The organism is Bifidobacterium sp. ESL0690 (genome assembly GCF_029392315.1).
Lineage (GTDB): Bacteria > Actinomycetota > Actinomycetes > Actinomycetales > Bifidobacteriaceae > Bifidobacterium.
Map to the genome: position 1 here is coordinate 1,448,464 of NZ_CP113939.1, position 21,674 is coordinate 1,470,137.

Annotated in this window: 16 protein-coding genes; 4 read left to right on the plus strand and 12 right to left on the minus strand. The window is 56.8% G+C overall.

What is annotated here, in order from left to right:
• Positions 1-14 precede the first annotated feature (14 nt).
• Complete coding sequence (locus OZX62_RS05850) at positions 15-1,361, plus strand: amidohydrolase family protein (RefSeq protein WP_277175305.1); 1,347 nt, start codon at positions 15-17, stop codon at positions 1,359-1,361.
• A gap of 208 nt (positions 1,362-1,569) precedes the next feature.
• Here OZX62_RS05850 and OZX62_RS05855 read toward each other — a convergent pair whose 3' ends face one another.
• Both OZX62_RS05855 and OZX62_RS05860 read right to left on the minus strand, forming a co-directional pair.
• The gene (locus OZX62_RS05855; protein WP_277175306.1) at positions 1,570-2,559 is read right to left on the minus strand and encodes a D-2-hydroxyacid dehydrogenase; all 990 of its coding nucleotides are present in this window, start codon (positions 2,557-2,559) and stop codon (positions 1,570-1,572) included.
• A gap of 59 nt (positions 2,560-2,618) precedes the next feature.
• Positions 2,619-4,034, minus strand: coding sequence for a replication-associated recombination protein A (locus tag OZX62_RS05860; RefSeq protein WP_277175307.1), 1,416 nt, complete (start codon positions 4,032-4,034; stop codon positions 2,619-2,621).
• A 339-nt stretch (positions 4,035-4,373) separates the two neighbouring features.
• On the opposite strand from OZX62_RS05860, the gene OZX62_RS05865 reads away from it, so the two are divergent.
• Positions 4,374-5,729, plus strand: a complete 1,356-nt coding sequence (locus OZX62_RS05865) for an amidohydrolase family protein (protein WP_277175308.1) — start codon at positions 4,374-4,376, stop codon at positions 5,727-5,729.
• 138 nt (positions 5,730-5,867) lie between these two features.
• Here OZX62_RS05865 and OZX62_RS05870 read toward each other — a convergent pair whose 3' ends face one another.
• The 3 genes from OZX62_RS05870 to OZX62_RS05880 all read right to left on the minus strand — a co-directional run bounded on the left by OZX62_RS05870 (position 5,868) and on the right by OZX62_RS05880 (position 10,760).
• Positions 5,868-7,496 carry an ABC transporter substrate-binding protein gene (locus tag OZX62_RS05870; protein ID WP_348519306.1) on the minus strand — a complete coding sequence of 543 codons (1,629 nt, stop codon included), beginning with the start codon at positions 7,494-7,496 and terminating at the stop codon, positions 5,868-5,870.
• Positions 7,497-7,623: 127 nt separating this feature from the next.
• Complete coding sequence (locus OZX62_RS05875; protein ID WP_277175310.1) at positions 7,624-7,854, minus strand: hypothetical protein; 231 nt, start codon at positions 7,852-7,854, stop codon at positions 7,624-7,626.
• A 335-nt stretch (positions 7,855-8,189) separates the two neighbouring features.
• Entirely contained in the window at positions 8,190-10,760 is a 2,571-nt protein-coding gene (locus OZX62_RS05880; RefSeq protein ID WP_277175311.1) for a DEAD/DEAH box helicase, read from the minus strand.
• 165 nt (positions 10,761-10,925) lie between these two features.
• On the opposite strand from OZX62_RS05880, the gene OZX62_RS05885 reads away from it, so the two are divergent.
• Positions 10,926-11,636, plus strand: coding sequence for a hypothetical protein (locus OZX62_RS05885; RefSeq protein ID WP_277175312.1), 711 nt, complete (start codon positions 10,926-10,928; stop codon positions 11,634-11,636).
• Between the two features lie 123 nt (positions 11,637-11,759).
• Here OZX62_RS05885 and OZX62_RS05890 read toward each other — a convergent pair whose 3' ends face one another.
• From OZX62_RS05890 to hisS, 7 genes are all read right to left on the minus strand, one after another.
• Positions 11,760-12,317: a hypothetical protein gene (locus tag OZX62_RS05890; RefSeq protein WP_277175313.1), complete on the minus strand. Its 558-nt coding sequence runs from the start codon at positions 12,315-12,317 to the stop codon at positions 11,760-11,762.
• Positions 12,318-12,694: 377 nt separating this feature from the next.
• Positions 12,695-13,834, minus strand: a complete 1,140-nt coding sequence (locus OZX62_RS05895) for an amino acid ABC transporter permease (protein WP_277175314.1) — start codon at positions 13,832-13,834, stop codon at positions 12,695-12,697.
• A 4-nt stretch (positions 13,835-13,838) separates the two neighbouring features.
• A complete protein-coding gene (locus OZX62_RS05900; protein ID WP_277175315.1) occupies positions 13,839-14,516 on the minus strand; it encodes an ABC transporter permease subunit in 678 nt (225 codons plus the stop codon).
• Entirely contained in the window at positions 14,513-15,367 is an 855-nt protein-coding gene (locus tag OZX62_RS05905; RefSeq protein WP_277175316.1) for a glutamate ABC transporter substrate-binding protein, read from the minus strand. Before OZX62_RS05905 ends, OZX62_RS05900 begins: the two co-directional genes overlap by 4 nt.
• 164 nt (positions 15,368-15,531) lie before the next feature.
• Positions 15,532-16,314, minus strand: coding sequence for an amino acid ABC transporter ATP-binding protein (locus OZX62_RS05910; RefSeq protein WP_277175317.1), 783 nt, complete (start codon positions 16,312-16,314; stop codon positions 15,532-15,534).
• A 368-nt stretch (positions 16,315-16,682) separates the two neighbouring features.
• Positions 16,683-18,482, minus strand: coding sequence for an aspartate--tRNA ligase (gene aspS, locus OZX62_RS05915; protein ID WP_277175318.1), 1,800 nt, complete (start codon positions 18,480-18,482; stop codon positions 16,683-16,685).
• Between the two features lie 56 nt (positions 18,483-18,538).
• On the minus strand, positions 18,539-19,939 hold the full coding sequence (gene hisS, locus OZX62_RS05920) for a histidine--tRNA ligase (RefSeq protein WP_277175319.1): 1,401 nt from the start codon (positions 19,937-19,939) through the stop codon (positions 18,539-18,541).
• A gap of 92 nt (positions 19,940-20,031) precedes the next feature.
• Between hisS and OZX62_RS05925 the strand changes: the two genes are divergently transcribed.
• A complete protein-coding gene (locus tag OZX62_RS05925) occupies positions 20,032-21,621 on the plus strand; it encodes a DUF349 domain-containing protein (protein ID WP_277175320.1) in 1,590 nt (529 codons plus the stop codon).
• Positions 21,622-21,674: the final 53 nt, after the last annotated feature.

Sequence of the window (21,674 nt, forward strand, 5' to 3'; positions counted from 1 at the left end):
ATCAAGGAGACGATATGCACGCACCACGTAATACCGCGATAGAACCATTCGCCATCGAACATGCCAGCGTAGCCACCGGCGATGAGGACGGCCGCACCCTCACCGACACCACCATCGTGGTCGACGGGCTGGGCAAGATCCGGGAAATCGGGCCTTCCAGCGAGGTCGTGGTGCCTCCGGGCTACCACAAGCTGGACGGCACCGGCAAGTTCGTCTCCCCCGGCATGATCAACGGCCACACCCACACCTTCTCGCAAGGCAAACCGCTCGACCCGAAGGGCAGCACGCCCGAAGGTCAGCGCAAGACCGCGAAAATCATGCATTCGGCGCCTGGCAAGCTCTTCATGTACGAAACCAGCAAGTCCAATATCATGACGCTCCTGAACTCGGGCGTAACCACCATCCGCACCGTGGGCGACGTCGGCTACGAAGTCGTCGCCATCCGTGATCGCATCAACTCCGGCAAGATGGTCGGCCCACGCATCATGGCTTCCGGCCCGATGCTCGCGATCCCCGACGGCCACGGCGCACCGTTGGTCGCGATGGAAAGCGATACTCCTGAAGAGGCTCGCAGCGAGGCCGAATACAGTATCGACCACGGTGTCAACGCCTTGAAGATCGCAGCCACCGGTGGTGTCACCGATTCACAGGTGCTCGGCGAGGCCGGCGCGCCGCAGATGACCGAAGAGCAGATGCGCGCAATCTGCGAGGCCGCACATGCCAACGACATCATCGTCGCCGCCCACGCGCAGAGTGAGGAGGGCGTCCGCCGCGCTCTGAAAGCCGGCGTCGACACCATCGAACACGGCTGTGCGCTCGACGACGAGCTGACCGAACTCTTCCTGAACAATCCGAACACGCTGCGCGGATGGAGCGCGCTTGAACCCACGCTTTCCGCAGGTTTGCCGATGAAGTATCTGTCGCAGGAAACCCTCAACATGACCGACATCCAGATGGAGAATTCCGTACCGGTGGTCGAAGGCATGGTCAAGGGAGCTCAACAGGCTCACGAGGCCGGTATCAAGGTCGGCGTCGGCACCGATACCGCGATGCCGTTCGTGCCACAGTATGGCACGTGGCGCGAGATGGCGTTGCTCGTCCGCTTCGCCGGCTTCACGCCAGCCGAAGCCTTCCACGCCGGCACGCAGGTCACCGCCGAAATTCTCGGTTTGGGCGATGTCACCGGTTCGTTGGAGGTCGGCAAGTCCGCCGATCTGCTGGTGTTGAACGAGAACCCGGTCGACAACCTGCGCACGCTGGAGAAGCCGCTGCTCGTGGTCGCCGCCGGCCACCCGATCTTCCACCCTGAGGTCGATCGCTTCGACGACATGGAGGCTCAGCTCGACGAAGCTTACAAGTAAAGCCTGAACGAAACTCGATTCGTTAAGAATCAGGTATAAGAAATCCGCCATTGAATGAGATCAGTGGCGGATTTCTTGTAGTCAGGTTTTCGAGTGGCTTATTCGGGTTACGATGTCTGATCTTTCAATATCGTCATGGTCATATCGTGACAATACCGGAAACCTGCTTCAAGGCACAAGTCCGACTCGCAAAACCTAAAACACAAAATCAGCGATGCGCGTTGTCCTGCAAGGGCTCGCCATGGGCGTAGCGGCGCACATTGGCCACGGCGATGTCGACGATATGGGCGTCGTTGCTGGCCAGATGGCTGCCACCGGCGACGTGCGGGGTCATGATACAACGCGGGGCATCCCAAAGCGGATGGGAGGCCGGCAACGGCTCGGTCTCGAATACATCGACACCGGCGCCGCGAATCGCCTTGCGGTTCAAGGCCTCGGCCAAAGCGTCGTCGTCGACCGCATCCCCACGGCCACCGTTGATGACGATGGCATCTTTCTTGAGCATCGCAAGCCTGCGTGCGTCGATCAGATGATGGGTGTCGGCAGCCCTCGGCAACGACAAGGCGACCACATCGGCCTGCGGCAACAGCGTGTCCAGTTCATCGAAACCATGCATCTCGTCGATGCCGTCAACGGGCTTGTCGGCACTGCGGCGCACGCCGACGGTGTGCATTCCCGCACCCTTGGCAAGACGGGCGAAATGCGAGCCGATATCACCGGTGCCGATAACCAGTGCGGTCGCGCCGTTAGGCGTAAGCACGGTACCTTCGTCCTTCCATTCATGGGCTTCCTGGTCGCGGATATAAAGCGTGAAGTTCTTCATCAGCGCCCACATCATCGCAATCATGTGTTCGGAGACCGACTGGCCATACGCGCCGGTTGCGCTGGTCACAGTGACGCCTTCGGGCAGCACGCCTGGCTTGATATAGGCGTCGACACCGGCACTCCAGGTTTGCAGCCATTCGAGGCTGGTGAATTGGTCGGCAATCGCCGGGTTGAAGTTACCCAGCACAGCCGTTGCCTTTGCGCGCAGCTCTTCTGGAATTTGCGCCTTGACTTTCATGTCACCGTAGTTTTTGGGGTCTCCGCAGAATTCGATAGGCACGTCGCCCGCTGCCTCGATAAACCGTTGCCTGTCCTTTTCATCCACAGGTATACAGTTGACGATGAGCTTTTCGCCCTTGTTGGTTTCTGCCATAGGCTCTCCTTTGTCGACAGCAATATAATTTATTCTTTAACAATATTAATCGCTTTTTATTATTTGTCTTTTCCGCCGTCGGAACCGTCATTTTGGCCGTCACGGTTTTTGCCAGCATCCCCATGCAAAATCTGACGGATTTTTTCCAGTCTAGGTCCGACCTCGCGCTCGTAACCGCGATTGTTGGGGTGATAGTATTCGTGGCCCACCAGCTCGTCGGGCATGTACTGCTGAGTCGCAACGGCCCCAGGAACATCGTGAGCATAGATATAGCCATCCTTGTTGCCCCAATCCTTCATGAGCTTGGTCGGAGCATTTCGTAGCCACAGCGGAACCTGGCCGATCATGCCCGCATCGACGTCGGCGAGCGCCTGGTTGATGGCGTTGTAGCTGGCGTTGGACTTGGGCGCGGTGGCCACGGCTATCACCGCTTCCGAAAGAATGATCCGCGCTTCGGGCATGCCGACCATCGCGACAGCTTGTGCCGCGGCGACAGTAAGTTCAAGAATCTGCGGGGCGGCCATGCCGACTTCTTCGGCCGAGGCAATCATGATGCGCCGGGCGATAAAGCGCGGGTCCTCCCCCGCGCGCAGCATCCGAGCCAGATAATGCAGCGCGGCATCCGGGTCCGACCCCCGCATCGATTTGATGAACGCGGAGGCGACGTCGTAATGGTCGTCGCCATCCTTGTCGTAGCGCACGGTGGCCGAATCCATCACCTTGGAAACAATGTCGGGAGTGATAACCGGCTTGCGAGCGCCCTTCTTGCGTTCCCTGTCCCCCATGACCGCGCCTGCAGCTGCTTCGAGTATCGTGAGCGTCTTGCGTCCGTCTCCCCCGGCCATGCGGATGATCTCGTTGATCGCCTCATCGCTGGCTTTGACCTCGCCTTTGAGCCCATGCTCGCTTTCCAGCGCACGGGTAATCAGGGTTTTCAGATCATCAGGTTCGAGCGATTCCAGCTTGACGACCACCGACCGGCTCAGCAACGGCTTGTTGATGGAAAAACTCGGATTTTCCGTGGTCGCCCCGATGAAGGTGACATCGCGGTTTTCGACGCTCGGGAGCAGCGCGTCCTGCTGGGATTTGGAGAAGCGGTGCACCTCGTCGATGAACAGCACCGTCTCGCGCCCCTGCGTCACCAAACGTTCGTGGGCGCGTTCCAATACCGCACGCACATCCTTGACCCCGGAGGTGACGGCGGAAAGTTCCTCGAAATCACGACCTGATTGCTGCGCGACGATATAAGCCAGCGTGGTCTTGCCGACTCCCGGAGGGCCGAAGAGGATAATCGAACTCGGAGCGGTCAGCGAACCTTTGGAAGCAGGGCTTGCAAGCCGGCGTAAAGGCGAGCCCTCGCCGAGAACCTGCTGCTGGCCCACCACGTCGTCAAGCGTCGTCGGCCGCATCCGCACGGCAAGCGGACGGGTCACGTCTTCAGGCGCATCGGCGGCGCTGAACAAGTCTTCGGTCATGCTGTTACCTTACCTCATCATTCGAACATTTGTTCGTAAACTGTACTTCGCAAAGAAGTACCTTTCCATCATAATGTTCCGCAACCCATCAAACCCGCGCGCAGGCCAAGGACGTATCAGGCCAGAGTCAAACCACAGCCGAGCCCCAATTTGACAGTGCTCGTTTCCGCACCTCAGTGCCGTGAAACCATAGATGTTTCCAAACTACAGATAGATAATGGATAAATGGCGCAAACCCGCGGCAGGATGTCCGTCAAACGAACCTGGGCCACCAGTACGCTTTCTTAAACTGCTAAGCTTGAACGATACGCTTATTTGTGAATCATCAGAGGAGAAATCATGAGTCTGCCACATCATCCGACGATTGAACCGTTCGCCATCGAGCACGCCACGCTTGCCACTGGCGACGAGGACGGGCGTTCCATACCCGATTCCACCGTCGTGGTCGATGAGGTGGGCAGGATCGAAGCCATCGGGCCGAGTGCGTCGGTCACCGTGCCCAACGGGTATCACCGGCTCGAGGCCACCGGCAAGGTCGTTTCGCCGGGCATGATCAACGGCCATATCCACACCAATTCCAAAGGGTTGCCCGGCAACCCGAAGAACCAGACCCCGACCGGCCAGCGCCGTCTGGTCCGTCTCCTGCGCTCGCTGCCCGGCCAGGTCTTCATGTATTTCAACAGCAAGTCCAATATCGAGACGATGCTCAACTCCGGAGTCACCACGGTGCGTTCGGTGGGCGACATCGGCTACGAGCTCACCTGGCTGCGCGACGAAATCAGGGACGGCATCGTCGTCGGCCCACGCATCATCCCGGCAGGCCCGATGATGTCCATCCCCGACGGGCACGGCGCCCCGCTTTCCGCGCTGGAAAGCGCCACACCGGAAGAATCCCGGCACACCACGGCGGTCAACATCGCCCACGGGGTCAGGGCCATCAAAATCGCCGCCACCGGAGGCGTGACGGACTCGCAGGTTCCAGGCGAGGCGGGAACGCCGCAGATGTCGATCGAGCAGATGCGCGCCATCTGCGAGACCGCCCATGAGGTCGGCATCATCGTCGCCGCGCACGCGCAGAGCCGCCAAGGTGTCTACAACGCCCTCAAGGCCGGCGTGGACACCATCGAGCATGGTTGCCCGTTGGACGACGAGCTGATCGGGATGTTCCTGAACAACCCGCTCACGCTTCGCGGCTACAGCGCCCTTGAGCCGACGCTTTCTGCAGGCCTCCCCACCGCGTTCCTTACCAAAGAGACCCTGCACATGACCGAGATACAGCTGGACAACTCGATTCCTATCGCCAAAGGCGTGGTCGTAGGCGCGCGCGACGCCCATGAGGCCGGCATCAAGGTCGGCGTAGGCACCGACACCGGTGTTCCGTATTCGATGGCATATGGCACCTGGCGCGAGATGGATCTCCTCCACCGCTATAGCGGCTTCAGCACCGCAGAGGCTTTCCACGCCGGCACGCAGGTCACCGCCGAGATCATCGGGGTCAGCGATATCACCGGTTCGCTCGAGGTCGGCAAATCCGCCGATCTGCTGGTATTGGCAGAAAACCCGGTCGACAACCTGCGCACGCTGGAACATCCGCTGATGGTCGTAGCCGCGGGCCACCCGATCTTCAAGCCGTCGGTGAAACGTTACCCGGAAATCGAGTCGACGCTCGACATGATCTATTCCAAACCGCTATAAACGTTATAACGCCGTAAGGCTATGACGTTCGTAACGTTATAAACGCCCAAACGTTATAACCCGAAATAACACAACAAAATGCGGGGCAGACGACATTTCCGTCTGCCCCGCATTTACGTTTGACCTGCTAGAAGAACATCACTTCGTCAGGTTCTCATAGATGATGTTGTTGCTCCAATCCATGCCAAAGCCCTTGATGGCCTTGTCGGCGACACCATGCGCATTGTTGTAATACAGTGGGACCACCGGTAGATCCTTCAGGATGATGGCTTGGGATTCCTGATAGATCTTGTTGGCCTCGGCGGTCGACTTGGCCGCATAGGCCTTGTCCATGTAGACATCGAAATCGGGGTTGATGTAGTCCGTATCATTGGCACCGGCGCCGTGGGCTGTGCGCGTGTCGAAATGCTGGAACAGATAGGCCTCGGGCGAAGGATATTCCGGCGTCCAATCGTATCGGGTCGCGCCCACGACTTTTCTGGCCTCCACCGCGCTGCGGTATTCCTTGAAGGTCGGCATCGGGTTGGTTTTGACCTCGAGGCCTATCGTGTTCTTGATCGAATTGGCGATCGCGTCGTAGACGGGCTTGAGTCCGCTGTCGGAGTTGTAGGTGATGACCAACGGATCGGTGTCCTTGGAAATGGCTTCGGCTTTCGCCCAAAGTTCCTTGGCCTTCTTCGGGTTGTAGTTGAGCACGTCGTTGCCGGGAAGATCAGGCGAGTATCCAGGAACCAGCGGCGAGGTGAACTCGCGGGCCGGGGTGGCCGTGCCGTAAAGGATCTTGTTGATGATGTTCTTGCGGTCGATCGCCATGGAAACCGCTTGACGGCGCAACGTACCCTCTTCGGTCCTGGCCACGAAATGCGGCAGGCGCGAGGTCAGCCCAAGCATGGAAAGACGTGAACCAGGCTTGTTGTAAGCGGTGACTTGCGGATCGGTTTTGAAGGACTTGGAATCCGCTGCAGGCACGATCTCCATCACGTCGAGCTGTCCGCCCTGCACGTCGGAGTATGCGGCTTGGTCGGAGGTATAGACCTTGAAGGTGACGCCGGCGTTCTTGACCGTGCGCCCGCCATGATAGTAGGGGTTCTTCACCAGTTTGATGGACGCATCATGATCCCAGCTGGCAAACTTGTAGGGGCCGTTGCCGACGGGATGCTGGCCGAATCCCTTCGGGTCCTTGAAGAACGCATCGGGAAGCGGCGAAAATGCCGAGCAGCCGATCTTGATCGGGAATGTGGCGTCGGGATGCTCCAGATCGACGGTGAAGGTCTTGTCGTCAAGAACGGAAAGCCCGGAAAGCTGTTCGTCGCCTTTGAGCTTCGTGGGGTCCTGCAGGTCCTTGTAGCCTTTGATGGTCGTCAGATACGAGGTTCCCTTCTGCGCATCCTTCGCGTTGGCGGTATAGCTCCAGGCGCGCGTGAACGATTTCGCGGTCACCGGCGTGCCGTCGCTGAATTTCCATCCGTCTTTGAGCTTGATGGTGTATTTCTGGAGCGTTGCGTCGGGCTTGATCGATTCCGCCACCTCGTTGACGGCCTTGCCGTTGGGTTCAAAGCGAACCAGTTGGGAGAAGAGCAGGCCAATCGGCTTGCCGCCACCGGTTTCGTTGGTATCCCCTGGCACCAGCGGGCTCTGCGGCTCTGTGTCGTAGGCGGTGATGGTAGCCGTACCCTTCGCGCTCTCGTTCTTTTTGGAATCATCGCTTCCGCTGCCGCATGCCGAAAGCAGACTCGCGCAGAGCGCCAAAGCCAAGCCCGCCGCCATAGCCTTGCCACCACGCTTGCCCGCAAGCACCAACGACGGCTTCATCTTGCCATTTCGTAAATTCATCGTCATACCCATTCTTGTTGCTTTTTCTTGCTTTTCTCTGAATTGACTTTCATTCCTAGCATCACGGCTGTAAATCGTCGGCAATGCCTCGGAACACCAACGCCTTCATATATCGACCAACATGCACCTCCTTTCCATTTTCATACCGCACCACCCTGGCCAAACCGACCGTCAAGACCACAAAAAAGGGATGAACCACAATCTGTGATTCATCCCATTGATCGACCGGAACCACAGGTTTTTGAACACAACCTGTGACCGACAAGCGGGGCAGATTGTTTATCTGTGCCACCACTGCCAGTTGTCGTTATTGGTATTGTTGCAATCAGAGTTTGCCACAACCACTGCGAAGGCGCGCTGAAGGGCAAACGCCGTAACAGGACGCATCCTGCTCACGCTCATCCGCTTCATCTTCAACCACCCTGACTGTCTTTTGTCTTTCTTTGTCGACCGGAAATCAAATTCCCTTTATGCCGAAAAGAAACCACTAATTTCACCATACTCAGGCAACCGTTACTTCAATCCATATGTCCACAATCCGGACATGAAGGCATCTGTTGCGTAATCAACTTTAGCAGAAGGCAAAGAACGATGAGCAACGGGAATTGAACGACGCCCCGTTCCTGCTCAGTCAAGCCCGTCGTCGCTGACGCGGTAATCCACGAAAATCACTTCGCCGTTTTCCTGTGTGGCGTCGAGGTCAACGGTTCCGGTGATGGCCCAGTCATGGTCGCCGTCGGAATCGTCGATGATCTGTCGCACCTTCCAAGTGTGTTCCTTGGCCTCGTTGCGGTCATCCAAAATGAAAAGATCACCACTGCGGGCCTTCTGGTCGATGCCGACGTATTCATGCTCGTCGTAGTAGTCGTCCAACGTGTCTTCCCACTCGTGCACGCCATAGCCCCAGTCCTTGTCGAGCGCGCCAAGCGCCTCAGGTTTGTCCTGATCCATGAGCTGGATGCGGCGGAACATGGCGTTGCGGATGAGCACGATAAGCCCTCGCCGGTCCTCCACCACGGCGGCTTTGCCACCGGGCGCGGCGGCATTAAGCCCGGCGTTTTCGGCATCGGCTGCCGACTCGCTTCCTGCGTTCTCCCATTCGTCGACCAGACTGGAATCGACAGAACGCACGACCACGCGCAGCCATGAGATGATGTCTTCGAGCTCGTCGTCGCGTTTCTCGACGGGAACCGTACGGGCCAATGACCGGTAGGCGTCGGAAAGGTAACGCAACAGCGTACCTTCGCTTCGCGCGATGTTGTAGCGGGCGATGTAGCCGGTGAAATCGCTGGCCGTCTCCACCATGTCGCGCACCACCGATTTCGGACTCAGCTCGTAGTCATTGGCCCATGGCACGTCGTGGCGGTATTCGTCGAAGGCGGCATCGAGCATTTCCTCGAGCGGCTTGGGCCAAGTCACTTCCTGCAGCTTGTCGATGCGCTCGTCATAATCGAGGCCATCGGCCTTCATCTCGGCCATCGCCTTGTCGCGTGCCTGCCGCTGTTGGGCTTTGAGCACCTGCTTGGGGTCTTCAAGCGTCGCCTCGACCATCGAGATGACGTCGAGCGCGTAGGTGTCGGATTCGGGGTCGAGCAGTTCCAGCGCCGCCAACAGGAACGGTGAAAGCGGCTGGTCGAGCGCGAAATTGTCCGGCACATCGACAGCCAGGAAGTAATCTTTGCCACCGCGGCCGTTGTCTTCCGCTTCGATGAACGACGAGTCGAACATGGTCTGGAAAATCTCGTCGGCGCGCTCGTGCAGATGTTCCTTCTGCTCTGGCGTCTGAGAGGAATCGTCGATGAGCCTGTCGATGCGGGCCCGGGCGTCGCCGCCTTGCGCCACCTCGTTCAGGACCATGGAATGGCTGATTTTCATATGTGGAACTAACGTTTCGGGCGCAGCTTCGATGAGCTTGTCGAACGTGCCTTCGTTCCAGGTGACGAAACCTTCCTGAGGCTTTTTGCGCTTGATCTTCTTGAGCTTCTTCGGGTCTCCGTTGGCTTTGGCGATGGCCCGTGCGTTCTCGATCTCGAATTCGGGGGCCTCGGCCACCACCAATCCTTCGGTGTCGAAGCCCATGCGTCCGGCGCGTCCGGCAATCTGATGGAATTCGCGGGCGCGCAGCCTGCGCATCTTGAACCCGTCAAATTTGGTGAGCTGAGTCAAGACGACCGAATGAATCGGCACGTTGATGCCGACGCCGAGCGTGTCAGTGCCACAAATCACCGGTAATAAGCCTTGCTGAGCCAGTTGCTCAACCAAACGGCGGTAACGCGGCAGCATGCCCGCGTGGTGAATGCCGACGCCAGTGCGCAACAGTCGTTGCAGAATCTTGCCGAACGCCGTGGTGAAGCGGGTTCCCTTAATGGCTTCGGTGATGGCCTTGCGCTGTTCCTTGCTGGAAACGCCCGTACTGGCTAGGGCCTGTGCAGTTTCGAGCGCCGCGTCCTGGGAGAAATGGACAACGTAAATAGGGGTATCGCCGCGATTGAAGAGCAGCTCAACCGTTCCGGCAAGCTGTTTGTCGGTGTATTCGTAGCTCAGCGGGACCGGCCTCGGCGCGTCATCGATCACGTCCACATCGCGCCGGGTCATGTCCTCGAGCTTGTCGGCGATGGCGTTGACATTGCCGAGTGTCGCGCTCATCAGCAGGAACTGCGTCTTGGGCAACGTCAACAGCGGCACCTGCCAGGCCCATCCACGGTCGGCATCGCCATAGTAATGGAATTCATCCATCGCCACGCAGCCGATGTCGGCGTTGATACCCTCGCGCAAGGCCTGATTAGCGAGGATTTCGGCGGTGCAGCAGATAATCGGCGCATCAGAATTGATGCTGGTATCCCCCGTAATCATGCCAACATTGTCGCGCCCGAACGCCTCGACCAGATCAAAGAACTTTTCAGAAACCAACGCCTTGATAGGCGCCGTATAATACGAACGCCGTCCAGTGCACAACGCCGCGAAATGCATGCCCAATGCCACCAGCGATTTGCCGGACCCGGTCGGCGTGCTCAGGATGACGTGGTCTCCGGCCAACAAGTCCATGACGGCTTCTTCTTGGTGCGGCCACGGATCGATGCCCTTGACGCCCTTCACCCACTCAAAGAACCTGTCATAAATCTCATCGGCATCGATATTTCGCCGCTCGTCCCCGCTGCCGCCCCAACTAGGCGCCAATTCCCCTAAACTCTGTGTCATAACCCCAACTCTATCGTCCGCTCGCTACTCTTCGCATCACGATGAATATGCCACCTCATTATGAGTTCTGTTTTTGACGGTACAGCATCCTTCATCTTATAATTAAGGGAAAGTAGGTCGTTTTATACCATTGTTTAAACTATCAATATGAAAAACTTTTATAACATGCACAAACAAGTACTTACAATATCTTTAACTGGCTTAGCTATATTAACTTTGTTTGTTATTTTACCTTTTATTTGGGAATGGGCGTCCAATCAAAGTATGGGCTGGGAAGGTTGGACTCAGTGGTGGTCTTTAGGCACATTCCTCGTAGCCACTATTGCATTATCAGTGGCGTGGGCAGAATACAGAGTGAACAAAACACATCATCAAGAAGAAGAAGAAAACCGTAAAGAAGATTTATGGAATGAGCTTAGACCTTTTGTGGAAGTCTCATACGAATTCACAAGAACGGTTGTCATATTAAAAATAACTAATAGCGGCAAAACACAGGCCAAAGATATAAAAGTTTATCCGTCTATCGATAATATTGACTCATTACAAGAAAATCTTGAGATTACAAGAATGATTCATAGGTTGGATAGAGATTTTAGCGGTCATTCAATTACTTCATTATCTCCTCAATCAAGTTTATTTTATTCCCTTCTTTCAATAAAACCACTAGAAAATTCTGATGTTTTACTCACCTTGCCTGAAGTCACATTTGAACTAATATATTCAGATAATTTTAATCGCACATTAAAAGATGAGTATCGTCTTGATTTTAATTACATGTCTTATCTGTCAACACATCCTGAGCCATTAGAGCTAATCCATCAGGATTTACAAGAACTTAATAAATGTCTAAAAGGGCTGAACGGAGTATCGAAATAATTAGCTCCTGTTTCAATTATCGCTTTGGAGAAAAATAAGTCTACACGATTGAGAATTATTTTTAGTTGATTTGAATTATAAAATTAATAACTTTCAGTTACTGGTTTATTGTAACCAGTGCAATTAAATGTCATCAAAACCAATACGAACCCAGCGATGATATTCCGTTGCTTCCGGATCAACACCCATATCTATAAAACCATTACGCTTAAAAAGATTTATGCTGCCGAGATTCATTGGATCGATTCGAGCACCAATAACGGGACGGCGTCCAGTCTCTTTCTGATTTTTCTTCAAAACGGCTAAGGCATGATGCAACGTCGCATCTCCGAAATGGCATCCCTGCGTTTCAAGAGATCGGGCAATGTAACCTATCATGTATGAACCGTTGGCGTCACGTTTCTTTCCACCGACGACACCAAACCATACAAACGACCAGATTCGTTCTTGTTTGTCTTTGGACACACAAATCTCAGCCCACTGCTTTGCTGCGTCACACGCACGAAAATTACGGATTGTTGATTGGACTTCCCATTCAAAAACTGGATAGTAATGACCGTGCCTTTTCACCGTATCAAACGAAGAAAAGGCATCGATTTCGGTAGCACAGGAAAAATCCTGAAGTCTGCCCCAATAATCGGGCGCAACTTCAGTCCATCGGCAGTCGCTTGCGTCTGTCATATTCCTCTATGGCCTTATCCACAAAGTCACTATTAAACGAACGTTCCAAAGACTGCCAATACTCATTCTGTTTCAAATCGCGTCCGGTAGGAGCTGTGGCACGACTTAGCATATTTGAATAATTTGTCATTTCAGCACCTCGGTTTCATAAGACTACATACACAATTCTTTACGTATATAGGCTATCACAATCTTAAGTCAGTACCATTCAGCTTTCATCAATATCAATAAGTTTGCGATTGCAACTGAAAAGATTGGACTAACACAATAGCAATGTACAAGAACAAACTCTAAATTTTCTTTATTACCCACTCACCATATAAATGATGACCGCCCAAAACTGGCGGCCATCATTCCGTATAGCTTATATCAACAAACTACTTATCCTTGTGCGTTTGAGGCTTGTCCCCATGCGGACGAGACTTCTTGCCCGGCAGAGGAATGTCTGGAAGCTCGACGCGGTCGGGTTCCTTTTCGCTTTCGGGATGCGTGGCGTCATAACCCTGCATATAGCGGGTCTTACGCCATTCGTGGACCGAAGCGTTGGTGCCGCGATGATGCACGTGGTACTGACGCGGCACGCCACCGTAGTGGTCCTCGTCCACTTCCTTGGCGACCGCGATCTGGTTGACGTTCGAAGCGTCCATGATGGCGATCGGGGCAACTGGCTCAGGCTCGGCCGGAGCGGCGGTACGGGCCTGCATACGGCTCGGCAGCCATTCCGCGAGCTTGGAAAGCAGGGCGCAGACGATGAAGTAGACCACGCCGGCAACAACCAGCGTCTGCAGGATGTTGAAGTACATCGAGCCGAGGCGGCGGGATTCCTGCAACAAATCCGTATACATGATGATCGAGCCGAGCGCCGTGTCCTTCAATACGACGACCAGTTGGGTGACCGCAGCCGGCAGCATGGCGTAGACGGCCTGCGGCACTTCGATCTGCATCAGCGACTGCGTGGTGGTCAGGCCCAAGGCCAACGAGGCCTCTCGCTGGCCGCCGGGCAGATTGCCGACGCCACTTCGCACGAGTTCCGCGACCACGGAACCGTTATAAAGGATAAGACCGAGCACGACGGCCCAGTAGGAGGCGCTTTGAATGCCCATGAAGGAGAAGAGTCTCCAGAAGAAAATCATGAACATCAGCACGGGCACCGCGCGGCAGAATTCGACGATGACGCCGGAAACCGCGCGTACGATCCTGCTCGGCAGAAGCCTGCCGATACCGAAGATCAAGCCGAATACCACAGACCCGATAACGGCCAGAACCGCCGCCTTAATGGTCATCCACAGGCCAGGCAGGTAGAAGTCCGTCCAAGCTTCGCCGTCAAGCGCCGGCTTCCATAACGCCCAGTCCAGCTGGTTCTCGCCGTCCGGCGGGTTGTGCAGGCGCATGAGGATAAGCACCACGAGGATGGCGACGATAATGCCACCGATCCAGTTGGCGATGCGGATGTTGCGTTTGCCTTTCGGCCCCGGCTCATCGAAGAGCACGGCCGATTCGTTGTTGTTCTTATTCATGCGTTCACCTCCGTACCGCAAGCTTGTTGGAAAGGATTGTGGTCAGCGCCCCGATGGGAATGATCAGAATCACGTAGCCGAACGCGAAGATCAGGAAGATGGCGACGATGGAGTTCGCATGGAACTCGATCATCTCGCTCATCAGGCTGGACGTTTCGGTGGCTACCGATGCGGCTGCGGCGACCGTCGAGTTCTTGAGCAACGCGATCAGCGTGTTGCCCAGCGGCGCGACGGAACCACGGAAGGCCTGCGGCAGGATAATCTGCGTGGCCGACTGCATGAAATTAAGTCCCAGCGCACGAGCCGCCTCGGCCTGCCCGAGCGGAACGGTGTTGATGCCGGAACGCAGGGATTCGCAGACGAAGGCCGCCGTGTAGAGCGAAAGGCCGGTGACCGCCAGCCAGAAGAAGTTCGTGGCGAAAGAGTTCGAGAACGTGAGCTTCAACTGGGCGAAGGCACCGAGCACCATGAAGACCATGATGATGGTCAACGGCATGTTCTTGAAGAACTCGACGTAAGCACTCGCCACAGTGCGCAGCGAGGAAATCGGCGAGATGCGCATCATCAGCAGGATGACGCCAAGAATCAACGAGAACAGCGCGGACCAGAGCGTCAGCTCGATGTTGACGAGGAACGCGCCCGGCACGTTGTACTGGCTGAACAATTGCATAAGTTCATTCATTTCGCGGCTCCCGTCTCTCCGAGGTCCGGTTTGGGCGGATTGTATTTCATATTCGGTTTATACTTCACGCCACGCGTGTTGTCGTTGATATAGCGCTGCCAGGAACCGTCCTTTTCCATCTGCGCGATGGCCTTGTCGATCTTCTTGGCGAATTTGATATTGCTCTTCTTGACACCAACACCGTAATATTCCTGCGTGAACGGCTTGCCGATCAGGCGCAGCCTGCCGCGGGCGTTCGAGGCGAGACCGGCGAGGATGATGTCGTCGGTGGTCACCGCGTCGACGATGCCGCTGAACAGCGCCGTCGCGCATTCCGCGTAGCCGGGCTGCTCCATCAGCTGGACTTTGGAGGCGAACTTCTGTTTGACCACTTCGGCCGATGTGGAGCCGGTCACCGAACAGAGGCGTTTGCCGTTGAGACTATCGGGTCCGGTGATCTCGTGGTCGTCTTTACGGACCATCAGGTCCTGTCCGGCCACGAAATACGGCCCGGCGAAGCTGACAGCTTTCTTACGTTCGTCGGTGATGGAATAGCTGGCGACGATCATATCGACGTCGCCGTTCTGCAACATGGCCTCACGCTGTTTGCTCGGCGCTTCCTTCCAGACGATCTCATCGTCCGAATAGCCGAGCCTGCGGGCGATGTATCGCGCCACGTCCACGTCGAAGCCGACGTAGGTGCCGGACTTCTTGAAGCCGACGCCAGGCTGGTCGAATTTGATGCCGATGCGGATTTTGCCCGCCTCGTTGCTCGAGCCGCAGGCGGCCACGGTGAATACGCAGGCCAGTGCGCAGAAGGCCGCAAGGACCCTGCGCCAGGTGCGCGAAAGTTGTTTGAATGATGGTTTCATAGGCTTTTGCTTTCCCGATACTTCCCCATTCGCTGATTAGCGGATTAACGATTATGTTCTCTTTGCTGCTGAAACGTGTCTCGCAATTGTTCGAATGTTTACCAGATATCGTTTTATATCAAATACCGATATCTCCGATATTTTTTGCGCACGCCTGCAGGAAGTCAGTGCGTAAGGATCTTCGAAAGGAAGTCCTTGGCGCGTTCGGTCTTCGGATGATCAAAGAACTCGTCAGGCGTCCCCTTCTCAAGGATCTTGCCGTCGGCCATGAAGACGATGTGGTCGGCCGCCTTGCGCGCGAAGCCCATCTCGTGGGTCACGCAGATCATCGTCATGCCTTCCGAGGCAAGCTTGATCATCACGTCGAGCACCTCGTTGACCATTTCCGGATCGAGGGCGCTGGTGGGCTCGTCGAAGAGCATGATCTTGGGCTGCATGGCCAGCGCGCGGGCGATGGCCACGCGCTGCTGCTGGCCGCCGGAAAGCTGCGAGGGCATCTTGTTGGCCTGGTTCTCGACGCCGACGCGGGCCAGAAGGTCCATGCCGAGGTCATCGGCATCCTTCTTGTCCATGTGACGCACCTTGACCGGCGCGAGTGTGACGTTCTGCAGAATCGTCTTGTTGGCGAAAAGATTGAACTGCTGGAAGACCATGCCGACCTCGGCGCGCAGATTCGCCAGATCCTTGCCTTCCTGCGGCAGCGGCTGTCCGTCGATGCGGATGGTGCCGGAATCGATGGTTTCCAGCCTGTTGATGGTGCGGCACATCGTGGATTTTCCGGAACCGGAAGGCCCAACGACGACAAGCACCTCGCCCTTGTTGACCTTGAGATTGATGTCCTTCAAGACATGGAGCTTGCCGAAATGCTTTTCGACGTGCGAGAGCTCGACCAGCGGATGGTTCTCGTTCACCGCGAGGCCAGACGCGCCGTTTTCGCGCGCTTTCATAGTGGTTTCTTTTGTTTCAGACATGAAAAGCAGTATAACTGCACACTGTTACCACATAGTTACCAGCGAAATTATTGGGAAATATCAGCAATCAATGCTATATGCGTATTACTTGGAATAATTTGTTACCGCGAATTATTTGAAATCGTCGGTTATATCAGATTATTTTTTTCATAAGTATCTTATCATATTGCATTACGCTCCGGTACCAGTTTTCCGATGCCTGCAAAAGTGGCATCGTCGATTCCGTCATATTCTGAACCGTCGCAAGATACTGGTTATCCGGTATACAAATGTGCCCAGCTCAACAATGAACTGGACACATTCAAACAACTACTGAAGTGGTAAAGAAAACCTATACAACCAAATCAGTCTTTATCCTCTTCCGGGTCGTAATCGACACCGGTCTCGGCGCGCTGGGCATCCGAAATCGGAGCCGGAGCGCCGGTGAGCGGATCACGGCCGCCGCCAGCCTTCGGGAAGGCGATAACGTCGCGGATGGTGTCGACGCCGGCAAGCAGCGAAACCGTACGGTCCCAGCCAAGGGCGATGCCCGCGTGAGGCGGTGCGCCGTACTTGAACGCTTCGAGCAGGAAGCCGAACTTCTCCTGGGCTTCCTCTTCGCCGATGCCGAGCACGTCGAGCACGCGCTCCTGGATGTCGTTGCGGTGAATACGCACCGAGCCGCCGCCCATTTCCTCGCCGTTGCAGACGATGTCGTAGGAGTCGCTCATGGCGTGTTCCGGATCCTTATCGAACTTGTCGATCCAGTCGGCCGAAGGCATGGTGAACGGGTGGTGCATGGAAGTCCACTTGGAATGGCCCACGGCCACGTCATCGTCATCCGGGTCATCGGTGCGCTTGAAGAGCGGGAAATCGACAACCCAAGTGAAGGCGAACTTCTTCGGGTCGAGCAGACCCGCGCGACGCGCGATCTCGACGCGGGCGGCGCCGAGCAGCAGCTGCGAGGATTCGCGGGTACCGGCGGCGAAGAACACCGCGTCCCCGTCCTTGGCGCCCACGGCTTCTTTGAGGCCGTTGCGCTCTTCGTCGGAAAGGTTCTTGGCCACAGGCCCCTTGAGCGTTCCGTCGCCGGTGAACTGGACGTAGGCGAGACCCTTAGCCCCGCGCTGACGCGCCCATTCCTGCCATGCGTCGAACTGACGACGCGGGGTATCGGCTCCGCCTTCGAAGACCACGGCACCGACATAAGGCGCCTGGAAGACGCGGAACGGAGTGTTCTTGAAGTAGTCGGTGAGCTCGACGATCGGGTTGCCGAAGCGCAGGTCCGGCTTGTCGGAACCGTATTTGTCCATGGCGTCCTGCCAGGTGATACGGTCGATCGGCAGCTTGACGTCGTAGCCTTGGGTCTTCCAGATGGCGGCGATGACCTTCTCGGCCATGGCCATCACATCCTCCTGATCCACGTAGCTCATTTCCATATCGAGCTGGGTGAACTCCGGCTGACGGTCGGCACGGAAATCCTCGTCACGGTAGCAGCGTGCAAGCTGGAAGTAGCGCTCGACACCACCCACCATCAGCAGCTGCTTCAGAAGCTGTGGGGACTGCGGCAGCGCGTACCAGGAGCCGGGCACCAAGCGTGCCGGCACCACGAAGTCGCGTGCGCCTTCCGGCGTGGACTTAATGAAGGTAGGGGTCTCCACCTCGGTGAAGTCCATATCTTCCAGCGCGTGACGTGCCGCACGGGTCATGTCGCTGCGAAGCTTCAGGTTCTTCTGCATGGAAGGACGACGAAGATCGAGGTAACGATACTTCAGGCGAACATCCTCGCCCGGGAGCTTGTTCTCGGCCTCGTTCTCGAGGGCAGTGGAAACCTGGAACGGCAGCGCGTCGGACTTGGCCAGCACCTTGAGGGTTTCGACGACGACCTCCACCTTGCCAGTGGAAAGGTGTTCATTCTCGTTGCCGTCCGGACGCTCACGCACTTCACCGACGACCTGCACCACGAACTCGCTGCGCAGCGGGCGGGCGATCTCCTCGTCGTAGATGACGATCTGCACCAGGCCGGTGCTGTCGCGCAAATCAATGAAAGCGACGCCGCCGTGGTCGCGCCTGCGGTCAACCCAGCCCGCAAGGGTTACCTTCTGACCGATCAATTCCTCGGTCACTTCAGTGGCATGGTGTGTTCTATAAGCCGTCTGGCTCATGCTCCCTCTATTCCTTATCTACTAACCGTTCGGAAACCGCGAAAATCCGCGCTCTTTTACTTGTCCAAAGAGACGGTTTGCTGAGCATACACAGTATCGGGTTGCCATGACTTGACATCGGCGGGAACCTGCTCACCGGTGATGATGTTCTTCACCTCGTCATGGTCGCTGCCCTCGCCGTCGCCCGATGCGTCAGCCGGGAACCAGACATAGGGGATACCCAATTTGTCGGCGTATTTGATCTGCTTGCCAAGCTTCGCGGCCTTCGGGGCCACGTCGGCGGCGATGCCGCGCTTGCGCAGGGCAGCGGCGATGTGATTGCAATCCAGACGATCGTCTTCATTCCAGACCGCAACCATGACGGCTGCGGGCGAAACGCGAGAGGCGTGCGCACCGGCGGTGTGCAGCATGTAGGAGACCAAACGCGAAAGGCCGATGGACAGGCCGACGCCGGGATATTTCCTGTTGCCTTGCGAAGCGAGGTTGTCGTAACGACCGCCGGAGCAGATGGAACCAAGTTGATCCGCACCATCCAAGAACGTCTCATAAACGGAACCGGTGTAGTAATCAAGGCCACGTGCGATTTTGAGATCCGCGATGACGGAACCGGGACGGGTAATGGCCGCTTCGTCGACAATCATCGCCAACGTGTCGAGACCTTCACGGGCGAGCTTGTAGGCATCGCTGTCCGACGCGATATCATGCTTAGCACAGAGCTCATCGAACTTCTGCAACAGTTCCTTGCCGTCGGCGGCCGTGAGCTCCGCCAATTCGAGGCAGGCACGTGCCTGTGCCACGGTCGCGCCACATTCGCTTACGAGAAGCTTGACCACTTCGTCGGCACCGATCTTGTCGAGCTTGTCGATCTCGCGCAATACACCTTCAACGTCTGTCAAACCAAGCCCACGATAGAAGCCCTCGGAAAGCTTGCGGTTGTTGGCGTGCACAGTTGCCTTGGGCAGACCGAACTGACGCAGTTCCTCAAGAGCCTGCACCATGACCAACGGAAGCTCAACCTCGTAATGGTCCTCAAGCTCACCGTTGCCGATCACATCGATATCAGCCTGGACGAACTCGCGGAAGCGGCCTTCCTGCGGACGCTCGCCGCGCCAGACCTTCTGAATCTGCCAACGCTTGAACGGGAAGGCGAGTTGGCCGGAATGTTCGACCACGTAACGGCTCAGCGGAACGGTCAGATCGAAATGCAGGCCAAGACGATGCTCGATGGGCGTGTCGGATTCGTGGCCGACTTCCTGCAGACGGGACAGAAGATAGATCTCTTTGCTGGTCTCGCCTTTTTTGAGAAGGCTTGAACCTTCCTCTACTGCTCTTGTCTCGATGCCGATGAATCCGTTGAGTTCGAAAACCCTGCGGACCGTGTCGATGACACGCTGTTCGACCACCCTTTCTTCGGGTAGCCATTCCGGAAATCCTGATATTGATGCGCCTTTTGCCATAACTCCCTATAATAAGTGGTGTTGTGGAAAAATGAGGCATCCGTCTCGGCTTTTGCAACACCTGTTACACGAAGACTCTCAAGGAGCTGGCCATGGCCGACGAACAAGTCACTGAACCCGAAAACACCAATGAATCCAACGCACAGGCAGCGCAGCCTGCCGCGGACGCACAGGCCAGCGCCACGTCCAAACCGACAGAACCGGCAGCCCCCTCGGCTCCGTCCGAACAGCAAGCGCCCGAAGCTGAAGCGCCAAAAGCACCTGCTGCTCCAGAAGCACCGAAGGCTGACGACACGCCGGACGCTTCTGCTCCTGCTGCAGCTACGCCTGCCCCGGCCGCTCCAGCTAAGACCGCACCAAAACCGCACGTCCCCTCCCCCTTGGCCTTTGCCAAGAAGCCGGCGAAACACCCGGTCGCAGCACCTGCTCACACTTACTCCGAGGCCGATGTGAAGGCCGCCGAAGCGTTCGGTCGTGTCGACGAAAAAGGCACCGTCTATGTGCGTGAAGGCGAAACCGAGCGCGAAGTGGGCGAGTTCCCTGGCGCCACGAACGAGGAAGCTCTGACGCTTTACGCACGCCGTTACCTCGATCTCAAGGCCAAGCTCGACCTGTTCGCCACGCGCCTCAAGGCCGCGAATATCAAGCCTCATGAGATTGACGAATCCGTCAAGACGCTTGGCGAGGAAACCGCCAGCCCCGCCATTGTTGGCGACATTGCCGCACTCAAGACGCAGTACGAGGAGCTGAAGAAGGCCGGTGAAGCCAAGAAGGCCGAACTCGCCGAGGCTCGCAAGGCCGCGCTCGAGAAAGCCATCAAGGAACGCACGGCCATCGTCGAGAAGGCTGAAGCGCTGGCAAATTCGCTTTCAGAGAACACGAATTGGCGTTCCACCGCCGACAAGTTCCGTTCGCTCTTCGAGCAGTGGCAGGAGCATCAGCGCACCAGCATCCGCATCGACAAGCCGACCGCCGACGCGCTGTGGAAGCGTTTCTCCGCCGCCCGCACCACCTTCAACCAGCACCGTCGCAAGTGGGCTCAGGCTCGCGACGCCTCCCGCGAGGAGACCAAGCGCGTCAAGGAAGAAATCATCAAGGAAGCCAACGAAATCAAGGATTCCACCGATTGGGGCGCCACCTCGCACCAGTTCAACGAACTCATGGACCGTTGGAAGGCCGCAGGACGCGCAGGACGCAAGGAAGACGACGAGCTGTGGGCCAAGTTCCGCGAGGCTTGCGACGTCTTCTTCAACGCGCGTCAGGCCGACCGCGACCAGATGAGCTCCAACGAGAAGGACAACCTCGCCAAGAAGGAAGAGCTCTTGAAGAAGGCCGAGGCCTTGGTGCCGGTCGCCGATGAGAAGGCCGCCAAGAAGGCGCGTCAGGCTCTGGCCGACATCCAGGACGAGTGGGACCAGATCGGCTACGTGCCTCGCGAGGACATGCACCGCATCGAAAGCCGCCTCGACGCCGTCGACAACAAGATCAAGGCCGTCGAACAGGCCGCTTGGCAGAAGAGCGACCCCGAGGCCGACGCCCGCGTCTCCAGCTTCGAGACCCAGCTCAAGGCCCAGCTCGATGAGCTCGACAAGCAGATCGCCGCCGAGTCCGACCCTGCCAAGAAGTCCAAGCTCGAGGCCGAAAAAGCCACCAAGGAACAGTGGCTCAACGCCGTGAAGTAAGGGCTAAATTTCATAGCCAGCAAAAGTCGCTTGCATCAATTGATTTGGTGCAA

Excerpts from the sequence above, each read along its gene's own strand:
- OZX62_RS05925 (WP_277175320.1), top strand. The coding sequence starts at position 20,032 with ATGGCCGACGAACAAGTCACTGAACCCGAAAACACCAATGAATCCAAC.
- OZX62_RS05890 (WP_277175313.1), bottom strand. The coding sequence starts at position 12,317 with ATGACAGACGCAAGCGACTGCCGATGGACTGAAGTTGCGCCCGATTAT.
- OZX62_RS05865 (WP_277175308.1), top strand. The coding sequence starts at position 4,374 with ATGAGTCTGCCACATCATCCGACGATTGAACCGTTCGCCATCGAGCAC.
- OZX62_RS05880 (WP_277175311.1), bottom strand. The coding sequence starts at position 10,760 with ATGACACAGAGTTTAGGGGAATTGGCGCCTAGTTGGGGCGGCAGCGGG.
- OZX62_RS05900 (WP_277175315.1), bottom strand. The coding sequence starts at position 14,516 with ATGAATGAACTTATGCAATTGTTCAGCCAGTACAACGTGCCGGGCGCG.
- OZX62_RS05860 (WP_277175307.1), bottom strand. The coding sequence starts at position 4,034 with ATGACCGAAGACTTGTTCAGCGCCGCCGATGCGCCTGAAGACGTGACC.
- OZX62_RS05850 (WP_277175305.1), top strand. The coding sequence starts at position 15 with ATGCACGCACCACGTAATACCGCGATAGAACCATTCGCCATCGAACAT.
- OZX62_RS05895 (WP_277175314.1), bottom strand. The coding sequence starts at position 13,834 with ATGAATAAGAACAACAACGAATCGGCCGTGCTCTTCGATGAGCCGGGG.
- OZX62_RS05905 (WP_277175316.1), bottom strand. The coding sequence starts at position 15,367 with ATGAAACCATCATTCAAACAACTTTCGCGCACCTGGCGCAGGGTCCTT.
- OZX62_RS05885 (WP_277175312.1), top strand. The coding sequence starts at position 10,926 with ATGCACAAACAAGTACTTACAATATCTTTAACTGGCTTAGCTATATTA.
- OZX62_RS05855 (WP_277175306.1), bottom strand. The coding sequence starts at position 2,559 with ATGGCAGAAACCAACAAGGGCGAAAAGCTCATCGTCAACTGTATACCT.
- OZX62_RS05910 (WP_277175317.1), bottom strand. The coding sequence starts at position 16,314 with ATGAAAGCGCGCGAAAACGGCGCGTCTGGCCTCGCGGTGAACGAGAAC.
- OZX62_RS05870 (WP_348519306.1), bottom strand. The coding sequence starts at position 7,496 with ATGGCGGCGGGCTTGGCTTTGGCGCTCTGCGCGAGTCTGCTTTCGGCA.
- aspS (WP_277175318.1), bottom strand. The coding sequence starts at position 18,482 with ATGAGCCAGACGGCTTATAGAACACACCATGCCACTGAAGTGACCGAG.
- hisS (WP_277175319.1), bottom strand. The coding sequence starts at position 19,939 with ATGGCAAAAGGCGCATCAATATCAGGATTTCCGGAATGGCTACCCGAA.